Here is a 16,131-nt window from a genome sequence, read left to right as displayed (position 1 = left end):
GTCCCTTATGTTTTCTTGACTGATTTCAAAGCGTCTTCAGTGAAAATGCGCAGGCCCAGATCGGCACGGAAACCGTGGATCTCCGACACGTCCAGCTCCTGCATGAATTTCAGAATCTCGGGGCTGATCACCTGCCCCGGCACCAGAATGGGGAAACCCGGCGGGTACGGGATAACGAAAGTGGCCGAGACCATCTCTTCGCCCGCCTCCAACCGTTCCAGCATGTCCTTGTCGGGTTCCACATAGTCGCAATTGTCCTCGTCGTACGACAGGAAGAAGGCGGTGCGAATATCCCCGGCCTCGGTGCCCTCTTCATTTCGGAAGGCATCGTGGAAACGGCTGAAATCGGGCAGCGGCGGGACGTGTTCGCTCAGGTTTCGGACGCGCTTTTCAAAGGCGCGCTTTTCCATCTTGGACGCGTCGTCCATCAGATCGTCCAGTTCCTTGGCGATCTCGACCAGCACCTCGATCAGATAGGCGACCGAACTGCGCGTGGTGCCGATATTGGTCATGAACAGCACGGTATTGCGCGAGGTCTTGTTGATCTGGATGCCGTATTTGTCCATCAGGATCTTGGTTTTGAACGTATCGCCATCCCAGCCGGTCGCACCCACATGCAGGGTGATGCGGGTGGCATCCAGAACAAACTCGTCCTTGGCCCAGCAATCCCAGACGTCGGCCCAGCCCTGATCGGGGTCGAAATAGCTGGTCATACCGCTTTCACGGTATTGTTCGGGGATCATGTCGCCCGCCGTGACCAGCTTGAAATACTTCTTCAACAGCGGATGCGTCGTCACCGCCCGCCGGATCGCCATGGCACTTTCGACTTGCCGCTGGACGAACTCATAGCCTTCGATTTCGACCTGCCGGCGGCCCACATCCAGCGAGGCGATGATCTGGTAATTGGGCGAGGTCGAGGTGTGGGTCATGTAAGCCTCGTGAAAGGCCTCTTCCACCGCGCCTTTGAATTGCTGGTCGTTGACATGAATCATCGACCCCTGCCGCAGCGCCGTCAGCGTTTTATGCGTCGATTGCGTCGCATAGACCCGCACCCGCGCTTCCGGCGGGGCGATCAGGCGGGTGTTGAGCAGGGTCTCATCATCCGCGCCCTCCAGTTCCGCCTGCTGCGCGGCATAGGCTTCGGCATGTTCGGGGGTGCGGAACCGTTCGCGCAGCAGGTTGGCCGAGCGCATCGCGGTTCGCACCCGCGAGTTCGGGGCAAAGCGGGCATAGCCGAACCACGCCTCATCCCACAGGAACACGAGGTCTTTCTTGATCGCCAGACATTCCTGCATCACCCGCTGCACGTTGTAGACGATGCCGTCGAAAGTACAGTTGGTCAGCAGCACCATGCGCACGCGATCCAGCTTGCCCGCCGCCTTCAGCGCCAGCAGCTTGTGCTTGATCTCGCGGATCGGTACCGCGCCGTACATCGAGTAATCGTGCAGCGGATAACTGTCCATGTAGACGACGCTCGCCCCGGCCAGCACCATGCCGTAATGGTGCGACTTGTGGCAGTCGCGGTCGATCAGAACGATGTCACCGGGCCGCACCAGTGCCTGCACCACGATCTTGTTGCAGGTCGAGGTGCCGTTGGTGGCAAAAAACGTCTGTTTCGATCCAAAGGCGCGGGCGGCGGCCTCCTGTGCCTCTTTGATCGGGCCGCGCGGTTCCAGCAGGGAATCCAGACCGCCCGACGTGGCCGAGGTTTCGGCCATGAAGATGTTCGTGCCGTAAAACGCGCCCATATCCTGAATCCAGTGGCTGCGGCTGATCGATTTGCCACGGCTGATCGGCATCGCGTGGAACACGCCGGTGGGCTGTTTGGAATATTCCTTGAGCGCGGTGAAAAACGGCGTCTTGTACCGCCGCTGCACCCCGCGCAGGATGTTCAGGTGCAGTTCCAGAAAATCTTCCTGGTTGTAGAACACGCGCCGGCACAGGCCCAGATCAAGGCCCGCGATATCCTCGGCGGACCGGTCGGTGATCAGATAGGCGTCCAGTTCCGGACGCAGCATTCCGATCCGGCGGCAGGTCTCGGGGCCATATTCAGACGGCGATAGCGCATCCAGATCGGCCCCTTCGCCATACAGGCTGATATAGCGGCCCAGGACATTGGTTTCGTTCTTGGATTTCAGGCTCAGACCCGGGCGGACGATGACGGCCTGCACATTCTGGTTGAACAGAACCCCGATCAGCGCATCCTCGACACTGGGTACGACAACGGTTTCGTAGATGAACGGATCCTCGCTGCGCCGCATGCGCTGCAGGCTGGATTGCAGGAAACGTTCCTGATGTTCGTTGACATTGTCGACGATCATCACCTCGAAATAAGGCCGCCCCAGCGCACGTGCCTCATGGCTTTGGGCGGCTTCATCCTCAAACTCATCACCCTCGGTCTCATCCGCGATCAGCGGGATTGAGCGGCGGCGATACGCACCGGAGGTCAGGGCCCGCGACACCCGGCGCACAGCGGTCGAGAAGTCGGTAAAGTTGCCGTGATCCAGCAACCGGCGCAGATAGTCAAAGGCCGACCCGCCGGGAAAGGCAAAATACACCTCGATCGGGGCCAGGGCCTGCAACAATTGCCGGGCCCGGTCCCGCTCGGTTTCGCCACCGCTCTGGTCCAGAGATTCCGCCGTTTCCCGCAGCGCGCTCCATCGGTCGGCCCTTAATTGCGAGGCGCTGTAGTAATCCGATATGGTATGGAGCTTTTCGCTGTCGGAAATGCCGTGCATGAAATCTGTCCTTTCTGCCGATACCGAAAAGCAGCCCCGGTATCAGTCTGTCCCTGAGCGCCCTTTGTAGAGATAGAGGTTATCGGGCTTTTTGGTGGCGTCTTCGCTGTATCCCAGCGCCGTTCTGGGGTCGGATGCAGCAACGCCCGCCGCGTCGCCCTTTTGCGGAATGCGCAGCGGGCCCAGCGTGTGCAGATAGGCATCTGCGCCGCTGGTGCGGTCATAGACCGGGAAATCGGCCTCGCGGTCGCGGAAGCTTTTGAGCACCTGCCCAAGACCTTTCAGCCCTACCTCGCGCTGGCGGCGAACCTGATCCAGATCGATCTCGATGGGGAAGATATCTTCCTGCCCGGCCGACTGGTGCAGCACGGTGGCAGAGGGATCGACCACCAGCGACCGGCCCACGCCACCGGCGGCCAGCCCGTTAACGTCGAACACATAGCACTGGAACTGCGCGGCGGTGGCCTTGGCAATCGACAGTTCGGCCTCGCGGTCGGTAGTGCCGGTCAGGACCGGGTGCAGCAGAACCTCGACCCCCTGGCTGGTCAGGTGACGGGTGGTTTCGGGGAACCAGATATCATAGCAGATCGACAGGCCGAACCGGCCCACATCCGGCACGTCGAAGATGCAGAAATCCGTGCCCGAGGCGATGTCCTGCTCATACGGCTTGAACGGGAACATCTTGGAATATGTCTTGACGATTTCACCATCGGGATTGATCACCACCGAGGTGTTGAAAATCCGCCCGTCCTCGCGCTTTTCGAACATCGAGCCGGGGATCAGCCAGATGCCATAGCGCCGCGCCGCGTCCTGAAAGCGCGACAGGTCGTCATTGGGGAAAGGCTGGGCAAAACGGTCGAGCGGACCATAGGGGGCCAGCTCACTGAACAGGGCCATCTGGGTCCAGGGGAAACGCGCCATCATGATGTCGATCCGATGCAGCATCGCATCGACATTCGACTGCAAGGCGCCGACATGCATCTGAATTCCGGTTATCGCAAAGGGGGTCATTTTCTCGTTTCTTCTCTTTTGCTTGCCGATTGCGATTGCCGGTTTGATCCGGCGTTCTTCATCGGAACATAAAACCGCGCATTAGCGCAAGCCCACTGTCCGCAGGCGGTTGAGTTATCCGGCGTCTTCCTCGGCCAGGTCGTTGCCGGGGGTTTCCACAAAGTCGATATCGTTGCGCACCCAGAAAAACCGGAACCCGCAACTGCGCAGCCATTTTTCCAGCCGGTCCAGACTGGACCATTCCCGCCGCAGCCCGCGCGTGGATTCGACAAGCGCCCATTGGCCATCGACCAGGAAATAGACCGTCCAGGTGTTGGGATGCGCCGACTGGTTGGCAAAGCCGCCGCTGACCACCTCGCGCGCGGTGCGCACGGCTACGGGATAGTCCCCGATGCGGTTTTCGGCGGCAAGGATGGCCAGATCGTTCTGGCGGATCGTGAAGGTGGGAAGGGGTGCGTCGCTCATGATTTGCCTGTTAAAGAACACACCCATTCCGGTACCTCACGACCCGTCCGTTGTTCAAGCTCTGCCGGGATCACGCGGCTTCGATCTGTTCAGCCGATGGGGTCGATTCGACCACGGCTTCGGCGTCCTGATCCTGAATCGCCTTAAACAGCGCCTTGCGGCGCTCGCTGATATCTTCGGATTTCAGGTTTTCGATGCGCGTCGCCAGCGTCCAGACATGACCGAACGGATCGGCAACGGTGGCGCAGCGTTCACCCCAATATGTGTCACTTGCCCCGGCAATCAGGGTCGCGCCGTTTTCCAGCGCGGTGGCCAGCGTGGCATCGGCATCTTCGACATACATGTGATGGCCCACCGGAATGACGGTGCCGGGCACGGTCGGAACATGGGCGCCCCATCCGGCGGTGACGAACAGCATCGAATTGCCGATCTTGATGGCGGCAAAGCCCGGGGCCTGTTCCGCGTCATAGGCCTGAATCCTGGCGTCAAAGGCTTGTTCATAGAACTGCAGCGCAGCGGGCACGTCGGCAACGGCAAGCGATGCGGTGCAGGTGCGGTATCCGCGGGGCAAGGTGGCAGGCTTCTTCTTCATATCCGAAATCTCCGAACAGGGCGGGGGTCGCCCGATGAGGCGTGCGGGGTAATTCCCGCACTATGCACCATACTGTGGAGCAGATTCTTAGATTTGGCAACACTATGGTTCATAGTGTTGCGGTTTTGGCCGCAGTTCAGAAGGTTGGCGGCGTGCAGGCGCTGACGATCCGGCATTTTTCCGGCCCCACCTGCCGGAACCTGTGCGGCGTGCGGCTGTCAAAGTAATAGGCATCCCCCGGCCCCAGCACTTTGCGCTGATCCCCCACCGTCACTTCGATCCGGCCCGAGATCACCACGCCGCCCTCCTCGGCCTCGTGCCGGTACAAAACGCGGCCCGTGTCCGCGCCCAGATCATAGGTCTCCTGCAGGATCATCATCGCACGGCCATATAGGTTCGACCCCACCTGCCGCAGCGACAGCCCGCCCTTGCCGATCTCGGTCAGGTCTTCGGCGGCATAGAAAACCGTCTGTTCGCTTTCGATCTCCAGCGAGAAAAAATCGGACATGCTGATCGGGATGCCCTGCAAAATCCGCCGCAGCGCACCGACCGACGGATTCATCTTGCCGGACTCGATCAATGAGATGGTCGAGTTCGGCACATTCGACGTCTTGGCCAGCGCCCGCTGCGACAGGCCGGCCCGTTCGCGCAGGGTGCGCAGGCGCAATCCAAGGGTCAGATCATCCTGATTGGCGTTCTTCATGTTCAGTATCCGCATCACTTGAGGGCTTGGGGGACAGTAAATCAAGGACTTATGAATCACAAGAAACAGGCTTTCGCTCGGGGCTGCGAACACTACATTCGCGCGGTCATATTTACGGGCGTACCCGCCCGGCAACCCGAAAGGACGCAAGATGCTGAATGCTCAGATTTCTGAACGCCGCAACACCTCGATCGCACAGGGCGTGGGAATGCAGACGCAGGTCTATGTAGACCGCGCCGTGAACTCGGAAGTCTGGGATGTCGAGGGCAAGCGCTACATCGATTTCGCTGCAGGCATCGCCGTCGTCAACACCGGGCATTGCCACCCCAAGGTGATGGAGGCGGTGCAGAAACAGGCCGCCAGTTTCACCCATACCTGCCATCAGGTTCTGCCCTACGAAACATATATCCGTCTGGCCGAGCGTCTGAACGAAAAGGTCCCCGGTGATTTCGCCAAGAAAACCGTTTTTGTGACCACCGGTGCCGAAGCGGTCGAAAACGCGGTCAAGATCGCCCGCGCCGCCACCGGCCGCCCCGCCGTGATCGCCTTTGGCGGCGGCTTCCATGGACGGACCTTCATGGGCATGTCGCTGACCGGCAAGGTGCAGCCCTACAAGGCCGGGTTTGGTGCGATGATGCCCGACACCTATCACGTCCCCTTCCCGGTCGAGCTGCACGGCACCTCGGTCGCGGATTCGCTGGGCGCGCTGACCAAGCTGTTCAAGGCCGATCTGGACCCGGGCCGCGTTGCCGCAGTCATCATCGAGCCGGTTCAGGGCGAAGGTGGCTTCTACCCTGCCCCCGCCGAACTGATGCGCGGCCTGCGCGCCCTGTGTGACGAACACGGTATCGTTCTGATCGCCGACGAGGTGCAGACCGGTTTCGCCCGCACCGGCAATCTGTTTGCGATGGACGCCTATGACGTGTCCGCCGACATCACCACCATGGCCAAGGGTCTGGCGGGCGGTCTGCCGCTGGCTGCTGTCACCGGCCGCGCCGATCTGATGGATGCGGCCAAACCGGGCGGTCTGGGCGGCACCTATGGCGGCAACCCGCTGGGCATCGCCGCCGCCCATGCGGTGTTGGACGTGATCGAGGAAGAAGACCTCTGCGCGCGCGCCAACGAACTGGGCTCGCGCCTGAAACAGCGGCTGGAATCGATCCGCGCCCGCACGCCCGAGATCGTCGATATTCGCGGCCCCGGATTCATGATCGCAGCCGAGTTCAACACCACCGACGGCTCGGCCCCGAACCCCGACATGGCCAACGCCGTGCGCGCCGAAGCGCTCAAACGCGGATTGATCCTGCTGACCTGTGGCGTATATGGGAACGTAATCCGTTTCCTCGCACCACTGACGGTGCAGGACGAGATCTTCGCCGAGGCCATGAATATCCTGGAAGCCTCGGTCGACGCTGCCAAAGGAGCCTGAACATGCTGGATACCGAAGTAACCAAGCTGGAGCTGAAAGACCCCGGCCTTCTCGAAACCCGCGCCTATATCGATGGCGAATGGGTTTCGGGCGAGTCGACGTTTCCCGTCCACAACCCCGCCACCGGCGATCTGATCGCCAATGTGACGGATGTTCGCATCGAAGGCACCGCGCAGGCCATTGATGCCGCCTATGCCGCCAAGAAAGACTGGGCGGCGCAAACCGGCAAGGAACGCGCGGCCATCCTGCGCAAATGGTTCGATCTGATGGCCGAGAACGCCGATGACCTGGCCACCATCCTGACCGCCGAAATGGGCAAACCCTGGCCCGAGGCGCGCGGCGAGATCCTGTACGGGGCCTCGTTCATCGAATGGTTCTCGGAAGAGGCCAAGCGCGTCTATGGCGACGTCATCCCCGGCCACCAGCGTGACAAGCGCATCGTGGTGCTGAAACAGCCCGTCGGCGTGGTGGGGTCGATCACCCCGTGGAACTTCCCCAACGCGATGATCGCGCGCAAGGTCGGCCCGGCGCTGGCTGTCGGCTGTACCTTCGTGGCTCGCCCGGCAACGCTGACACCGCTTTCGGCACTGGCGATGGCTGTGCTGGCCGAACGCGCGGGCATCCCGGCGGGTGTGTTCAACGTGATCCCGGGCACCGACAGTTCGGGCGTGGGCAACGAGCTCTGCACCAACGACAAGGTCGCCAAGATCACCTTCACCGGCTCGACCCGCGTGGGTCAGATCCTGATGCGTCAGGCGGCGGATACCATCAAGAAGATGTCGCTGGAACTGGGCGGCAACGCGCCCTTCATCGTGTTCGACGACGCCGATGTGGATGCCGCCGTGGACGGCGCGATGATCGCAAAGTTCCGCAACAACGGCCAGACCTGCGTCTGCGCCAACCGCATCTACGTGCAGGCGGGCGTCTATGACGAATTCGCCGCCAAGCTGGCCGAAAAGACCAAAGCCCTGAACGTGGGTGACGGCTTCGGCGACGGCGTAACCACGGGCCCCCTGATCAATCAGGCCGCGGTCGACAAGGTCGAAGAACATATCTCGGACGCGGTGTCCAAGGGCGCAACCGTGACGCTCGGCGGCAAACGCTCTGGCCTCGGCGGCACGTTCTTTGAACCGACCGTCCTGACCGGCGTCACCCGCGACATGGTGGTGGCGAAGGATGAAACCTTTGGCCCCGTCGCGCCTCTGTTCAAGTTCGAGGACGAAGACGACGTCGTTGCCATGGCCAATGACAGCGAATTCGGTCTGGCCGCATATTTCTACAGCCGCGATCTGGCGCGCGTCTGGCGCGTGGCCGAGGCGTTGGAGTCGGGCATGGTGGGCATCAACACCGGCCTGATCTCGACCGAGGTCGCGCCCTTTGGCGGCGTCAAGCAATCCGGTCTGGGCCGTGAGGGCTCGAAATACGGCACCGACGATTTCCTCGAGATCAAATATCTCTGCATGGGCGAGATCTCCTGACCCCCGACGTCCGGCTTCGGCCAATGGCGTCAAGAAAAGGACCGGGCTTCGCACAAGCCCGGTCCTTTTTTATGGCCTGGGACAATCCCGGCGTCAGGTCGCCAGTAGCGCAAAATGCGAGGACGCGACCGCCAGCTTGGACACGCTCAGCGCGCCGCCTGACCGCAGTTCCGCAATTAGCCGGTCTGTCCGTTGCGCCAGATCCCCGTTCTGCTCGACCCAGTGGGCAACGCTGTCCTTGCCGGAGTTCGCCCCGGACAGCACCAGCGCGGCAGCGGCAATGTTGGACTGATGTACCCGGATGTCCGACATCAGACGGGACAGCGCCACCCGTTCCCAATGGTCGCCGACGGCAACACTTCTGGCCCGCGACCGCAGCCAGTCGAGGCTGAACCGGGCGCCGGTTGCAAAATAGCTTGCGGCCACGTCCCGCACCTCAAGCTGCAACCGTTCCGAGACATCGAAGATATCCATCGCGCCACCCAGCAGCTCAAGCGTCGCAACTTTCGACGCCAGATCGTCCGGGGTGCCCTTTTTCAGCAACTCATCCGTCCGCAGCTTGAGCCGTTCCAGAGAAAACGCGCTGACCGTCGCTTCGGCCACCGACACAATCTCGGCAATGCCGGGCTGATAGACCGCGATGGCATCGCCGATCGAACGGACATTGTTCTTGATCAGCCGCTGGCACTGAGCGGCCAGCATTTCCGACAGCGCCCGGTGGATTTCGATCTGCACATCTGCCGCAAGCTTGTTGTCCAGCGCGTTGACCTCGGCCGCGGTATCGGCAAGGCCGAAAATCTCGCGATCGATGATGAACGCCTTGACGATTTCGCCCACGGTCGCGCCGGTATCCTCGCGCAGACGGGCGCAGAATGTCGGCCCGATTTCGTTGACCAGCATATTGACGACCACCGTCGCGATGATCTCGCGCCGCAGGCGGTGGTTGCGCAGCACCTCAAGATGCGCAGTGCGCAACGGGGTCGGCATATATTCGATCAGGAACCGTTCCATATACGGGTCGTCGAGAACATCGGACTTCACCAGATCCGAGAAGATATCGTTCTTGGCATAGGCCACAAGCACGGCGATCTCGGGCCGGGTCAGGCCCCGGCCGGCGGCGCGGCGTTCGGCGATTTCCTCGTCATCAGGCAGATACTCGACCGCGCGGTCCAGTTTGCCTTCAGCCTCGAGCCCCTCCATGAACCGGACATGGTTGTCCAGCAGCGCAGGGGCTGCAGCCTCATCCAGCGAGATTGCCAGCGTCTGGTGATAATTGGTCTTCAGCACCAGTTCGCCGACTTCATCGGTCATATCGGCAAGCAGCGTGTTGCGCTGCTTTTCCGTCATGTCGCCGGCATCGACGACTGCGCCCAGGGCGATTTTGATGTTGACCTCGTGGTCCGAACAATCGACCCCGGCCGAGTTATCGACAGCGTCATTGTTGATCTTGACGCCGCCCTGCGCCAGCTGGATGCGGCCCTTTTGGCTGACACCCAGATTGGCGCCCTCGCCGATCACCCGCACGCGCACTTCGTTGGCGTTCACCCGGATCTGGTCGTTGGCCCGGTCGCCGGTATCGGCGTGGGACTCAACGGCACTCTTGATATAGGTGCCGATGCCGCCGAACCACATCAGATCGGCCTGCGATTTCAGCAGCGCCCGGATCAGTTCGAACGGGGTGACGGTCTTGTCGTCCAGCCCGGTCAGCTTTCGGATCTCGGGCGTCAGCTTGATCGACTTCAACGACCGCGAGAATACGCCGCCGCCTTTCGAGATCAGCTTGGAATCATAGGATTCCCAACTGGAACGCGGCAGTTCGAACAGCCGCTTGCGCTCGGCAAAGCTTTTGGCCGGATCAGGATTTGGATCGATGAAGATGTCGCGGTGGTCGAACGCGGCGACCAGCTTGATCTGGTCCGACAGCAGCATGCCGTTTCCGAATACATCCCCCGACATGTCCCCGCAGCCGATCACCGTGAAGGGCTGCGTCTGGGTGTCGTGGTCCAGTTCGCGGAAATGGCGTTTCACGGCCTCCCATCCGCCTTTGGCGGTGATCCCCATTCCCTTGTGGTCATAGCCGTTCGAGCCGCCCGAGGCGAAGGCGTCGCCCAGCCAGAACCCGTATTCGGTGGCCAGGGCGTTGGCATAATCTGAAAAGGTCGCCGTGCCCTTGTCGGCAGCAACAACCAGATATGGGTCGTCGGGGTCGCGGCGAACCACCGCATCGGGCGGGACGATATCCGCGCCCGAGATATTGTCGGTGATGTCCAGCATGCCGGACAGGAAAATCCGATAGCAGCGCACCGCCTCGGCCATAACCTCTTCCCGGCTGCCACCGGCAGGCAGGGTCTTGGGCAGGAACCCGCCCTTCGAGCCGACAGGCACGATAACCGCATTCTTGACCTGCTGCGCCTTGACCAGCCCCAGCACCTCGGTGCGGTAATCCTCTTTGCGGTCGGACCAGCGCAAACCGCCACGCGCAACCGGGCCATAGCGCAAATGCACCCCTTCGACCGAGGTCGAATAGACAAAAATCTCGCGCCACGGGCGTGGCAATGGCAGTTCGTCCAGCTTTGAACAATCGAACTTGAACGACATGTAGGGCTTGTCGCGCCCATCCGCGCCGGGCTGGAAATAATTGGTGCGCAGCGTCGCCTGAATGGCATTGCGGAACCGGCGCAGGATCTGGTCGAAGTCGAGGCTGGCGACCTTCTCCAGCATCGCTTCGATGTCTGCCGCAATCGCTTTTGCTGCCTTTTTCCGCTTGTCGGAATCCCCCGAAGCAGCCGGATCAAACAAGGCCTGAAACAGCTCGACCAGCTTGCGCGCGATGCCGGGATTGGCGATCAGAGCGTCCTGCATATAGGGCACCGAATACGGAATCCGCGCCTGACGCAGGTATCCGCCATACGCCCGCAACAGCGCGGTTTCGCGGATCGACAGACCGGCGACCAGCACCAGCCGGTTCAGCGGGTCGTCATCGGCCTCTGCCGCCCAGAGCGTGGAAAAGGCCTCTTCCAGATTGCTGCGAACGGCGGTGACATCGATTTTCTGCCCGTCCGAGGACTGCATGTGAAAGTCGTGAATCCAGATCGTATCCTCGCCACGGTCGATCAGGAACGGATGTTCTGCCAGAATGCGGAAACCCAGATTTTCGAGGATCGGAAGACAATCGGACAACGGCACCGACGGCCCGCGCTTGTACAGCTTGAAGCGCACGCTGTGTTCGGGGTCTTCCAGCCTGCGGTAGAACTTCAGCACCAGGTCGGTTTCAGCGTCCAGCTGCTCCATCTTGTCAATGTCGGACACCGCCGTGACCGCCTGAAACTCGTCCCGATAGGACACGGCAAACCCGTCGCTATAAAGCGCATGCAGCCGGTTGCCTTCGGATTCGCCCTTGCGTTCGACCAGCGCGTCGTGAAGGTGGTCGCCCCAGCTGCGCACCGCATCGATGATCCGCGCCTCAAGCGCCGCGGCCTCTTCCTTTGATGCGACCTTGCCGCTCAGTGCGATGACGAAATGCACCCGCGCCAGAACCTCGTCAAAGGCAGGCGACCACGTTGCGACGCGGCCTTCGAATTCTTCCGCCAGAATGTCACCGATCTTGGTCCGCAACTCGGTGTTGTACCGCTCGCGCGGGACGTAGACGAGGCACGAGACGAACCGCCCGAACCGGTCCGGGCGCAGCAACAGCCGCGATCTTGGCCGGATCGTCAGATGCAGCGCGTCGATGGCATTTTCGAACATCTGGTCGTCCGAGCTCTGGAACAGCTCATCGCGCGGATAGATCCCCAACACATGTGTCAGCGCCTTGCCGTCATGGCTGTCGGGGGTAAAGCCCGAACGTTCGATGATGCGCTCGACCTTCTGCCGCAACAGCGGGATCGACTTGGGGCTGCGGTTATAGGCGGCAGCGGTGAAATGCCCGATGAACACGTGCTCGCCGGTCTGCTTGCCCTTTCCGTCAAACTGCTTGACCCCGATCAGATCGAAATGCGTCGCGCGGTGAACGGTCGAACGGCGGTTCGCCTTGATGATCATCAGCGGAGAGATATCGCTGGCAAAGGCATCCATCTCGGGCGAGCGGTCAGTGAAATTGCCCTTCAGGTCACGCAGGACGGTGAATTCCGGATCGCGCATCAGGCCAAGCGCCGTTTTGCCGACCTGACGCATCGCGCCGGTTTTGCTGTCGGCGGCATATTCGCGGTATCCCAGGAACGTAAAGTGGTTCTGCGCCAGCCAGTCCAGGAATTCGACAACCTCAGCCGTGGCCGCCTTGGATTTCTTGGGGGCATTGCCCGTGAGCATCTTGGTCACGGTGCCCAGACGCTCCATGATCGGTTGCCAGTCCTCGACCGAGACGCGCACGTCCTTCATGATCTGGGCGACCTCGGCCTCGAGCCGGTCAATCTGCGCCTGATCCCCGATCTGATCAATCTGGACCTGGATCATCGACTCGACCAGACATTCGGCATCGGATGAGTCGGGCGCACCGATCCGGGTGCCGTCGGGGCCCCGTTTGACCCGCAGCAGCGGGTGGATCAGCGAATGTATCGACAACACCTGCCCGGCCAGAAACGACGTGACCGAGTCGACAAGGAACGGCATGTCGTCATTGACGATTTCCAGAACCGTATGGGCGCATTCCCAGCCATGTTCCGCCATGCGCGGGTTGTACATCCGCACCCGCGCCTCGCCCGATGGCTTGTGCGCCGCAAATTTCCACAGCGCCAGAGAGGCCCCGTAAACCTCTTCCGCCGTCCGGCCCTGCAGGTCTTCGATCGAGGATCGGCCAAACAACATTTCCAGAGCGGTCAGGAAATCATCGCAATCCGTTTTGTCCAACCGCGCCGAAGCGATGGCGCGGACTTCGTCCAACAATTGATCGAAAGCGGGGTTCTCAGTCTTAGTCATTGCACTCTCCCAGCGGCGGCCAGCCGTCATTCAATTTCTGTTGGCGGCTGAATCCAAAACAGAATCGCCCGCCTTATGTCGACACACGCTCTGACACTGACGGTACCTGCGAAATCCGGTTTCGAACAATGCCTAAAGCTAAAATCCGGTTTTCCACCGGCCACGGCCACCCTCGTTCCCCTGCACAAAAGGTGAACCGGCACAGCCAGCCAAGCCTTCTCGCGCGGACCGTCAGACGCGCCATGACATTATCTGAACACCTCGCTCCGGGCTGTGGCGCGGCTTCAATTGGCGGAATTGACCGCGGCGGCTCAACCAAGCCGCCGCGATCCGGTTTTTGACCTTACTGCCCCAGCGCCACGCCTTCGCGGCGGGGGTCAGCGGCACCGATCAACTGGCCATCCTTGATCAGGATCGCATGCAGGCCCGAGTTCAAGTCGACCGTCTTGACCTCATGGCCCTTGCCGGTCAGCGCTTCGGCAAAATCCGCAGCGGCGGTTTCCTGCTCCACATCCATGCTCGATCCGTTGCGATGCACGAAATGGCCGGTCTCGATGGCGTCCTGCGGGTCCATGTCCCAATCAAGGATCGCGATGATGGTCTTGGCCACGTAGTTGATGATGCGGCTGCCCCCGGGCGAGCCGATCAGCAAATAAGGCTCACCGTCCTTCATCACGATGGTCGGCGACATCGAACTGCGCGGACGCTTGCTGCCCTCGACCCGGTTGGCCACCAGACGGTCGCCGTCCTTGGGCGCGCGGTCAAAATCGGTCAGTTCGTTGTTCAGCAGGAAGCCCCGCACGAAAACCCGGCTGCCAAAGAAGGTCTCGATGGTCGTGGTCATCGACAGGGCGTTGCCATACTGGTCGCGGATCACGATATGGCTGGTGCCGGGACGATCGGGGTTCTGCGAGGGCGCAAACAGCGCGGTATGATCGCGCGGCGGCTCACCCGCCTTGCGCTTTTCACTGGCCGCAGCCGGGTCAATCATCTCGGACCGCAGCTTCAGGTAATCCTTGTCCAGCAAACCCTTGACCGGCACGTCAACGAAATCGCTGTCGGCCATGTAAAGCGCGCGGTCGGCATAGGCCAGCTTGGCGGCCTCGGCATAAAGATGCGCCAGTTCCGCGTTCCAGCCGGTGCCTTTGAGGTCAAAGTTGTTGAGGATACCCAGAATCTGACCCACGGTCAGACCGCCCGAGGTCGGCGGGCCCATGCCACACACGTCATAGCCGCGATAATCGGCGCAGACGGCGGGGCGGACCTTGACCCGATAGGCGGCCATGTCTTCCAGCGTGATGTTGTTTTCCACCTTGGACGTGGCCTCTGCCGCAGCCACGATATCCTCGGCAATCGGACCGTGATAAAAGGGATTCGCACCCTGATCGGCCAGAATACGCAGGGTCTCGGCAAAGGCGGGGTTCTTCAGCAGGGTGCCTTCGGCCAGCGGGCTGCCATCTTCGTTAAAGAAGTATTCCTTGGCACCGGGGAAGACATCCAGATACCGCTCGCGGTCAATCGTGGACTGGATCGAGTATGCCATGCGCGGCGACACTTCGAACCCGTTTTCGGCCTGTTCGATGGTCGACTGGAACAGCGAGGCCCAGTCTTTCTTGCCATAAAGATTATGGGTCACTTCCATCAGCCGCAGGATGCCGGGCACACCCACCGCCTGCCCGCCCGAGATCGCCTCGGCGAACGGCATCTTCTCTCCATCAGGCAGCAGGAACCGTTCAGGCGTGGCTTTGGCGGGGGCTTTCTCGCGCGCATCAAAGGTGGTCAGGGTTTTGGATTCGGCGTCCCAATACAGCAGAAACGCGCCACCGCCGATGCCCGAGGATTGCGGCTCGACCAGGTTCAGCATCAGCTGCACGGCGATCATCGCATCGGCAGCAGTGCCGCCTGCGGCCAGCACGTCGTAACCAGCCTTGGCGGCAATCGGGTTCGCGGCGGACACCATGAACTCGGTGCCGGTGACCGAATCCTTATCCTCCCATCCATAGCCATATTCCGGCGCGGGGTCCTGCGCGCTGGCAGCACCCGCGATGACCCCCAGGGCCAGCGCGGCGCCGGTTCTCGAAAATATCCTCATCACTAACTCCTCCGGATGATGACGAATTCCAAAAAACGCTTTAATACTGGTACTTTGAAAACAATTGATCGAAACCGCAGGTGCGGTCTACCGGACCACGTAGACAGACACATCCGAGTGCCGGACCACGCGGGCCGCATTCGGACCCAGCAGGTAATCCTTGAGGTCGGGCCGATGCGCGCCAATGACGATCAGATCGCTGCCCGCCTCTTTGGCGGTGTGCAGAATCTCCTGATAGGCCGTGCCTGTCGCCACCACATGGCGCACGTTTGCGTTGCGCGTCTCCCCCAGGACCGACTTTCCAAGGTCTTCCAGGGCCTGGTGGGCCTTGGCCACCGCCTGTTCATGATGCTCAGGCTCAAAGAAGCTGCCGACAAAAGATTCCCCAAAGTCCGGCAGCACGGTCACGACATCCAATTGCGCGCCATCCAGCTGCGCCAGTCGCGCGGCCTGACGCAACACATTGGCATCGGTTTCCGGCTTTCCGGCATCCACGGCGCAGAGGACGGATTTTGTCATGGTGTTACCTCCTGGTCAGTGGTGCGTGCGGCGCGGCCGCGCTGCAGGAAGGCGATGAGGGCCAGCAGCAGCAAGGCGGGGATGAACATCAGTTCCTTGGGCGGCTGGTTCTGCGGCGCCTGTACGCTGGTGATGCGGACGGGGTCGTCGGCGTAGTAGTCGAACATGTCCAGCTCATCGCCGACCGGGG

The 16,131-nt window shown here is 61.4% G+C and carries 11 protein-coding genes; 2 read left to right on the top strand and 9 right to left on the bottom strand.

The features are described from left to right. Positions 1-5 precede the first annotated feature (5 nt). From ACR0K1_RS00055 to ACR0K1_RS00035, 5 genes are all read right to left on the bottom strand, one after another. On the bottom strand, positions 6-2,738 hold the full coding sequence (locus tag ACR0K1_RS00055) for an aminotransferase class I/II-fold pyridoxal phosphate-dependent enzyme (RefSeq protein ID WP_480611790.1): 2,733 nt from the start codon (positions 2,736-2,738) through the stop codon (positions 6-8). A 42-nt stretch (positions 2,739-2,780) separates the two neighbouring features. Then, the gene (locus ACR0K1_RS00050) at positions 2,781-3,749 is read right to left on the bottom strand and encodes a carbon-nitrogen hydrolase family protein (protein WP_480611791.1); all 969 of its coding nucleotides are present in this window, start codon (positions 3,747-3,749) and stop codon (positions 2,781-2,783) included. A gap of 114 nt (positions 3,750-3,863) precedes the next feature. Next, a complete protein-coding gene (locus ACR0K1_RS00045) occupies positions 3,864-4,214 on the bottom strand; it encodes a hypothetical protein (RefSeq protein WP_480611793.1) in 351 nt (116 codons plus the stop codon). A 70-nt stretch (positions 4,215-4,284) separates the two neighbouring features. Next, a complete protein-coding gene (locus ACR0K1_RS00040) occupies positions 4,285-4,806 on the bottom strand; it encodes a VOC family protein (RefSeq protein ID WP_480611794.1) in 522 nt (173 codons plus the stop codon). A 136-nt stretch (positions 4,807-4,942) separates the two neighbouring features. Next, positions 4,943-5,524: a cupin domain-containing protein gene (locus ACR0K1_RS00035; RefSeq protein ID WP_480847936.1), complete on the bottom strand. Its 582-nt coding sequence runs from the start codon at positions 5,522-5,524 to the stop codon at positions 4,943-4,945. Between the two features lie 136 nt (positions 5,525-5,660). On the opposite strand from ACR0K1_RS00035, the gene ACR0K1_RS00030 reads away from it, so the two are divergent. Together ACR0K1_RS00030 and ACR0K1_RS00025 are read left to right on the top strand one after the other, a co-directional pair. Further along, the gene (locus ACR0K1_RS00030; RefSeq protein WP_480847934.1) at positions 5,661-6,938 is read left to right on the top strand and encodes a 4-aminobutyrate--2-oxoglutarate transaminase; all 1,278 of its coding nucleotides are present in this window, start codon (positions 5,661-5,663) and stop codon (positions 6,936-6,938) included. Between the two features lie 2 nt (positions 6,939-6,940). After that, positions 6,941-8,416 (top strand): NAD-dependent succinate-semialdehyde dehydrogenase, encoded by a 1,476-nt coding sequence (locus tag ACR0K1_RS00025; RefSeq protein ID WP_480847932.1) that lies wholly within the window; start codon positions 6,941-6,943, stop codon positions 8,414-8,416. 93 nt (positions 8,417-8,509) lie between these two features. Here the strand turns inward: ACR0K1_RS00025 and ACR0K1_RS00020 are convergent, their stop codons facing one another. The 4 genes from ACR0K1_RS00020 to ACR0K1_RS00005 form a co-directional block, all read right to left on the bottom strand. Continuing rightward, positions 8,510-13,330: an NAD-glutamate dehydrogenase gene (locus ACR0K1_RS00020; RefSeq protein WP_480847930.1), complete on the bottom strand. Its 4,821-nt coding sequence runs from the start codon at positions 13,328-13,330 to the stop codon at positions 8,510-8,512. A gap of 343 nt (positions 13,331-13,673) precedes the next feature. Continuing rightward, positions 13,674-15,422, bottom strand: a complete 1,749-nt coding sequence (gene ggt / locus ACR0K1_RS00015) for a gamma-glutamyltransferase (protein WP_480611799.1) — start codon at positions 15,420-15,422, stop codon at positions 13,674-13,676. Between the two features lie 87 nt (positions 15,423-15,509). Further along, positions 15,510-15,941 (bottom strand): universal stress protein, encoded by a 432-nt coding sequence (locus ACR0K1_RS00010; protein WP_480847927.1) that lies wholly within the window; start codon positions 15,939-15,941, stop codon positions 15,510-15,512. Then, the coding region (locus ACR0K1_RS00005) for a DUF3394 domain-containing protein (protein ID WP_480847925.1) at positions 15,938-16,131 on the bottom strand (194 nt) is incomplete at its 5' end. The genes ACR0K1_RS00005 and ACR0K1_RS00010, both read right to left, overlap by 4 nt.

The sequence above is a fragment of the Ruegeria sp. F5 genome, assembly GCF_056533845.1.
Note: the sequence above shows the minus strand (reverse complement) of the source record. Positions and strands in the feature narration are given on the sequence as shown.

Coding starts and splice junctions, on each gene's coding strand:
- ACR0K1_RS00055 (WP_480611790.1), bottom strand. CDS start 2,738: ATGCACGGCATTTCCGACAGCGAAAAGCTCCATACCATATCGGATTAC.
- ACR0K1_RS00050 (WP_480611791.1), bottom strand. CDS start 3,749: ATGACCCCCTTTGCGATAACCGGAATTCAGATGCATGTCGGCGCCTTG.
- ACR0K1_RS00045 (WP_480611793.1), bottom strand. CDS start 4,214: ATGAGCGACGCACCCCTTCCCACCTTCACGATCCGCCAGAACGATCTG.
- ACR0K1_RS00040 (WP_480611794.1), bottom strand. CDS start 4,806: ATGAAGAAGAAGCCTGCCACCTTGCCCCGCGGATACCGCACCTGCACC.
- ACR0K1_RS00035 (WP_480847936.1), bottom strand. CDS start 5,524: ATGCGGATACTGAACATGAAGAACGCCAATCAGGATGATCTGACCCTT.
- ACR0K1_RS00030 (WP_480847934.1), top strand. CDS start 5,661: ATGCTGAATGCTCAGATTTCTGAACGCCGCAACACCTCGATCGCACAG.
- ACR0K1_RS00025 (WP_480847932.1), top strand. CDS start 6,941: ATGCTGGATACCGAAGTAACCAAGCTGGAGCTGAAAGACCCCGGCCTT.
- ACR0K1_RS00020 (WP_480847930.1), bottom strand. CDS start 13,330: ATGACTAAGACTGAGAACCCCGCTTTCGATCAATTGTTGGACGAAGTC.
- ggt (WP_480611799.1), bottom strand. CDS start 15,422: ATGAGGATATTTTCGAGAACCGGCGCCGCGCTGGCCCTGGGGGTCATC.
- ACR0K1_RS00010 (WP_480847927.1), bottom strand. CDS start 15,941: ATGACAAAATCCGTCCTCTGCGCCGTGGATGCCGGAAAGCCGGAAACC.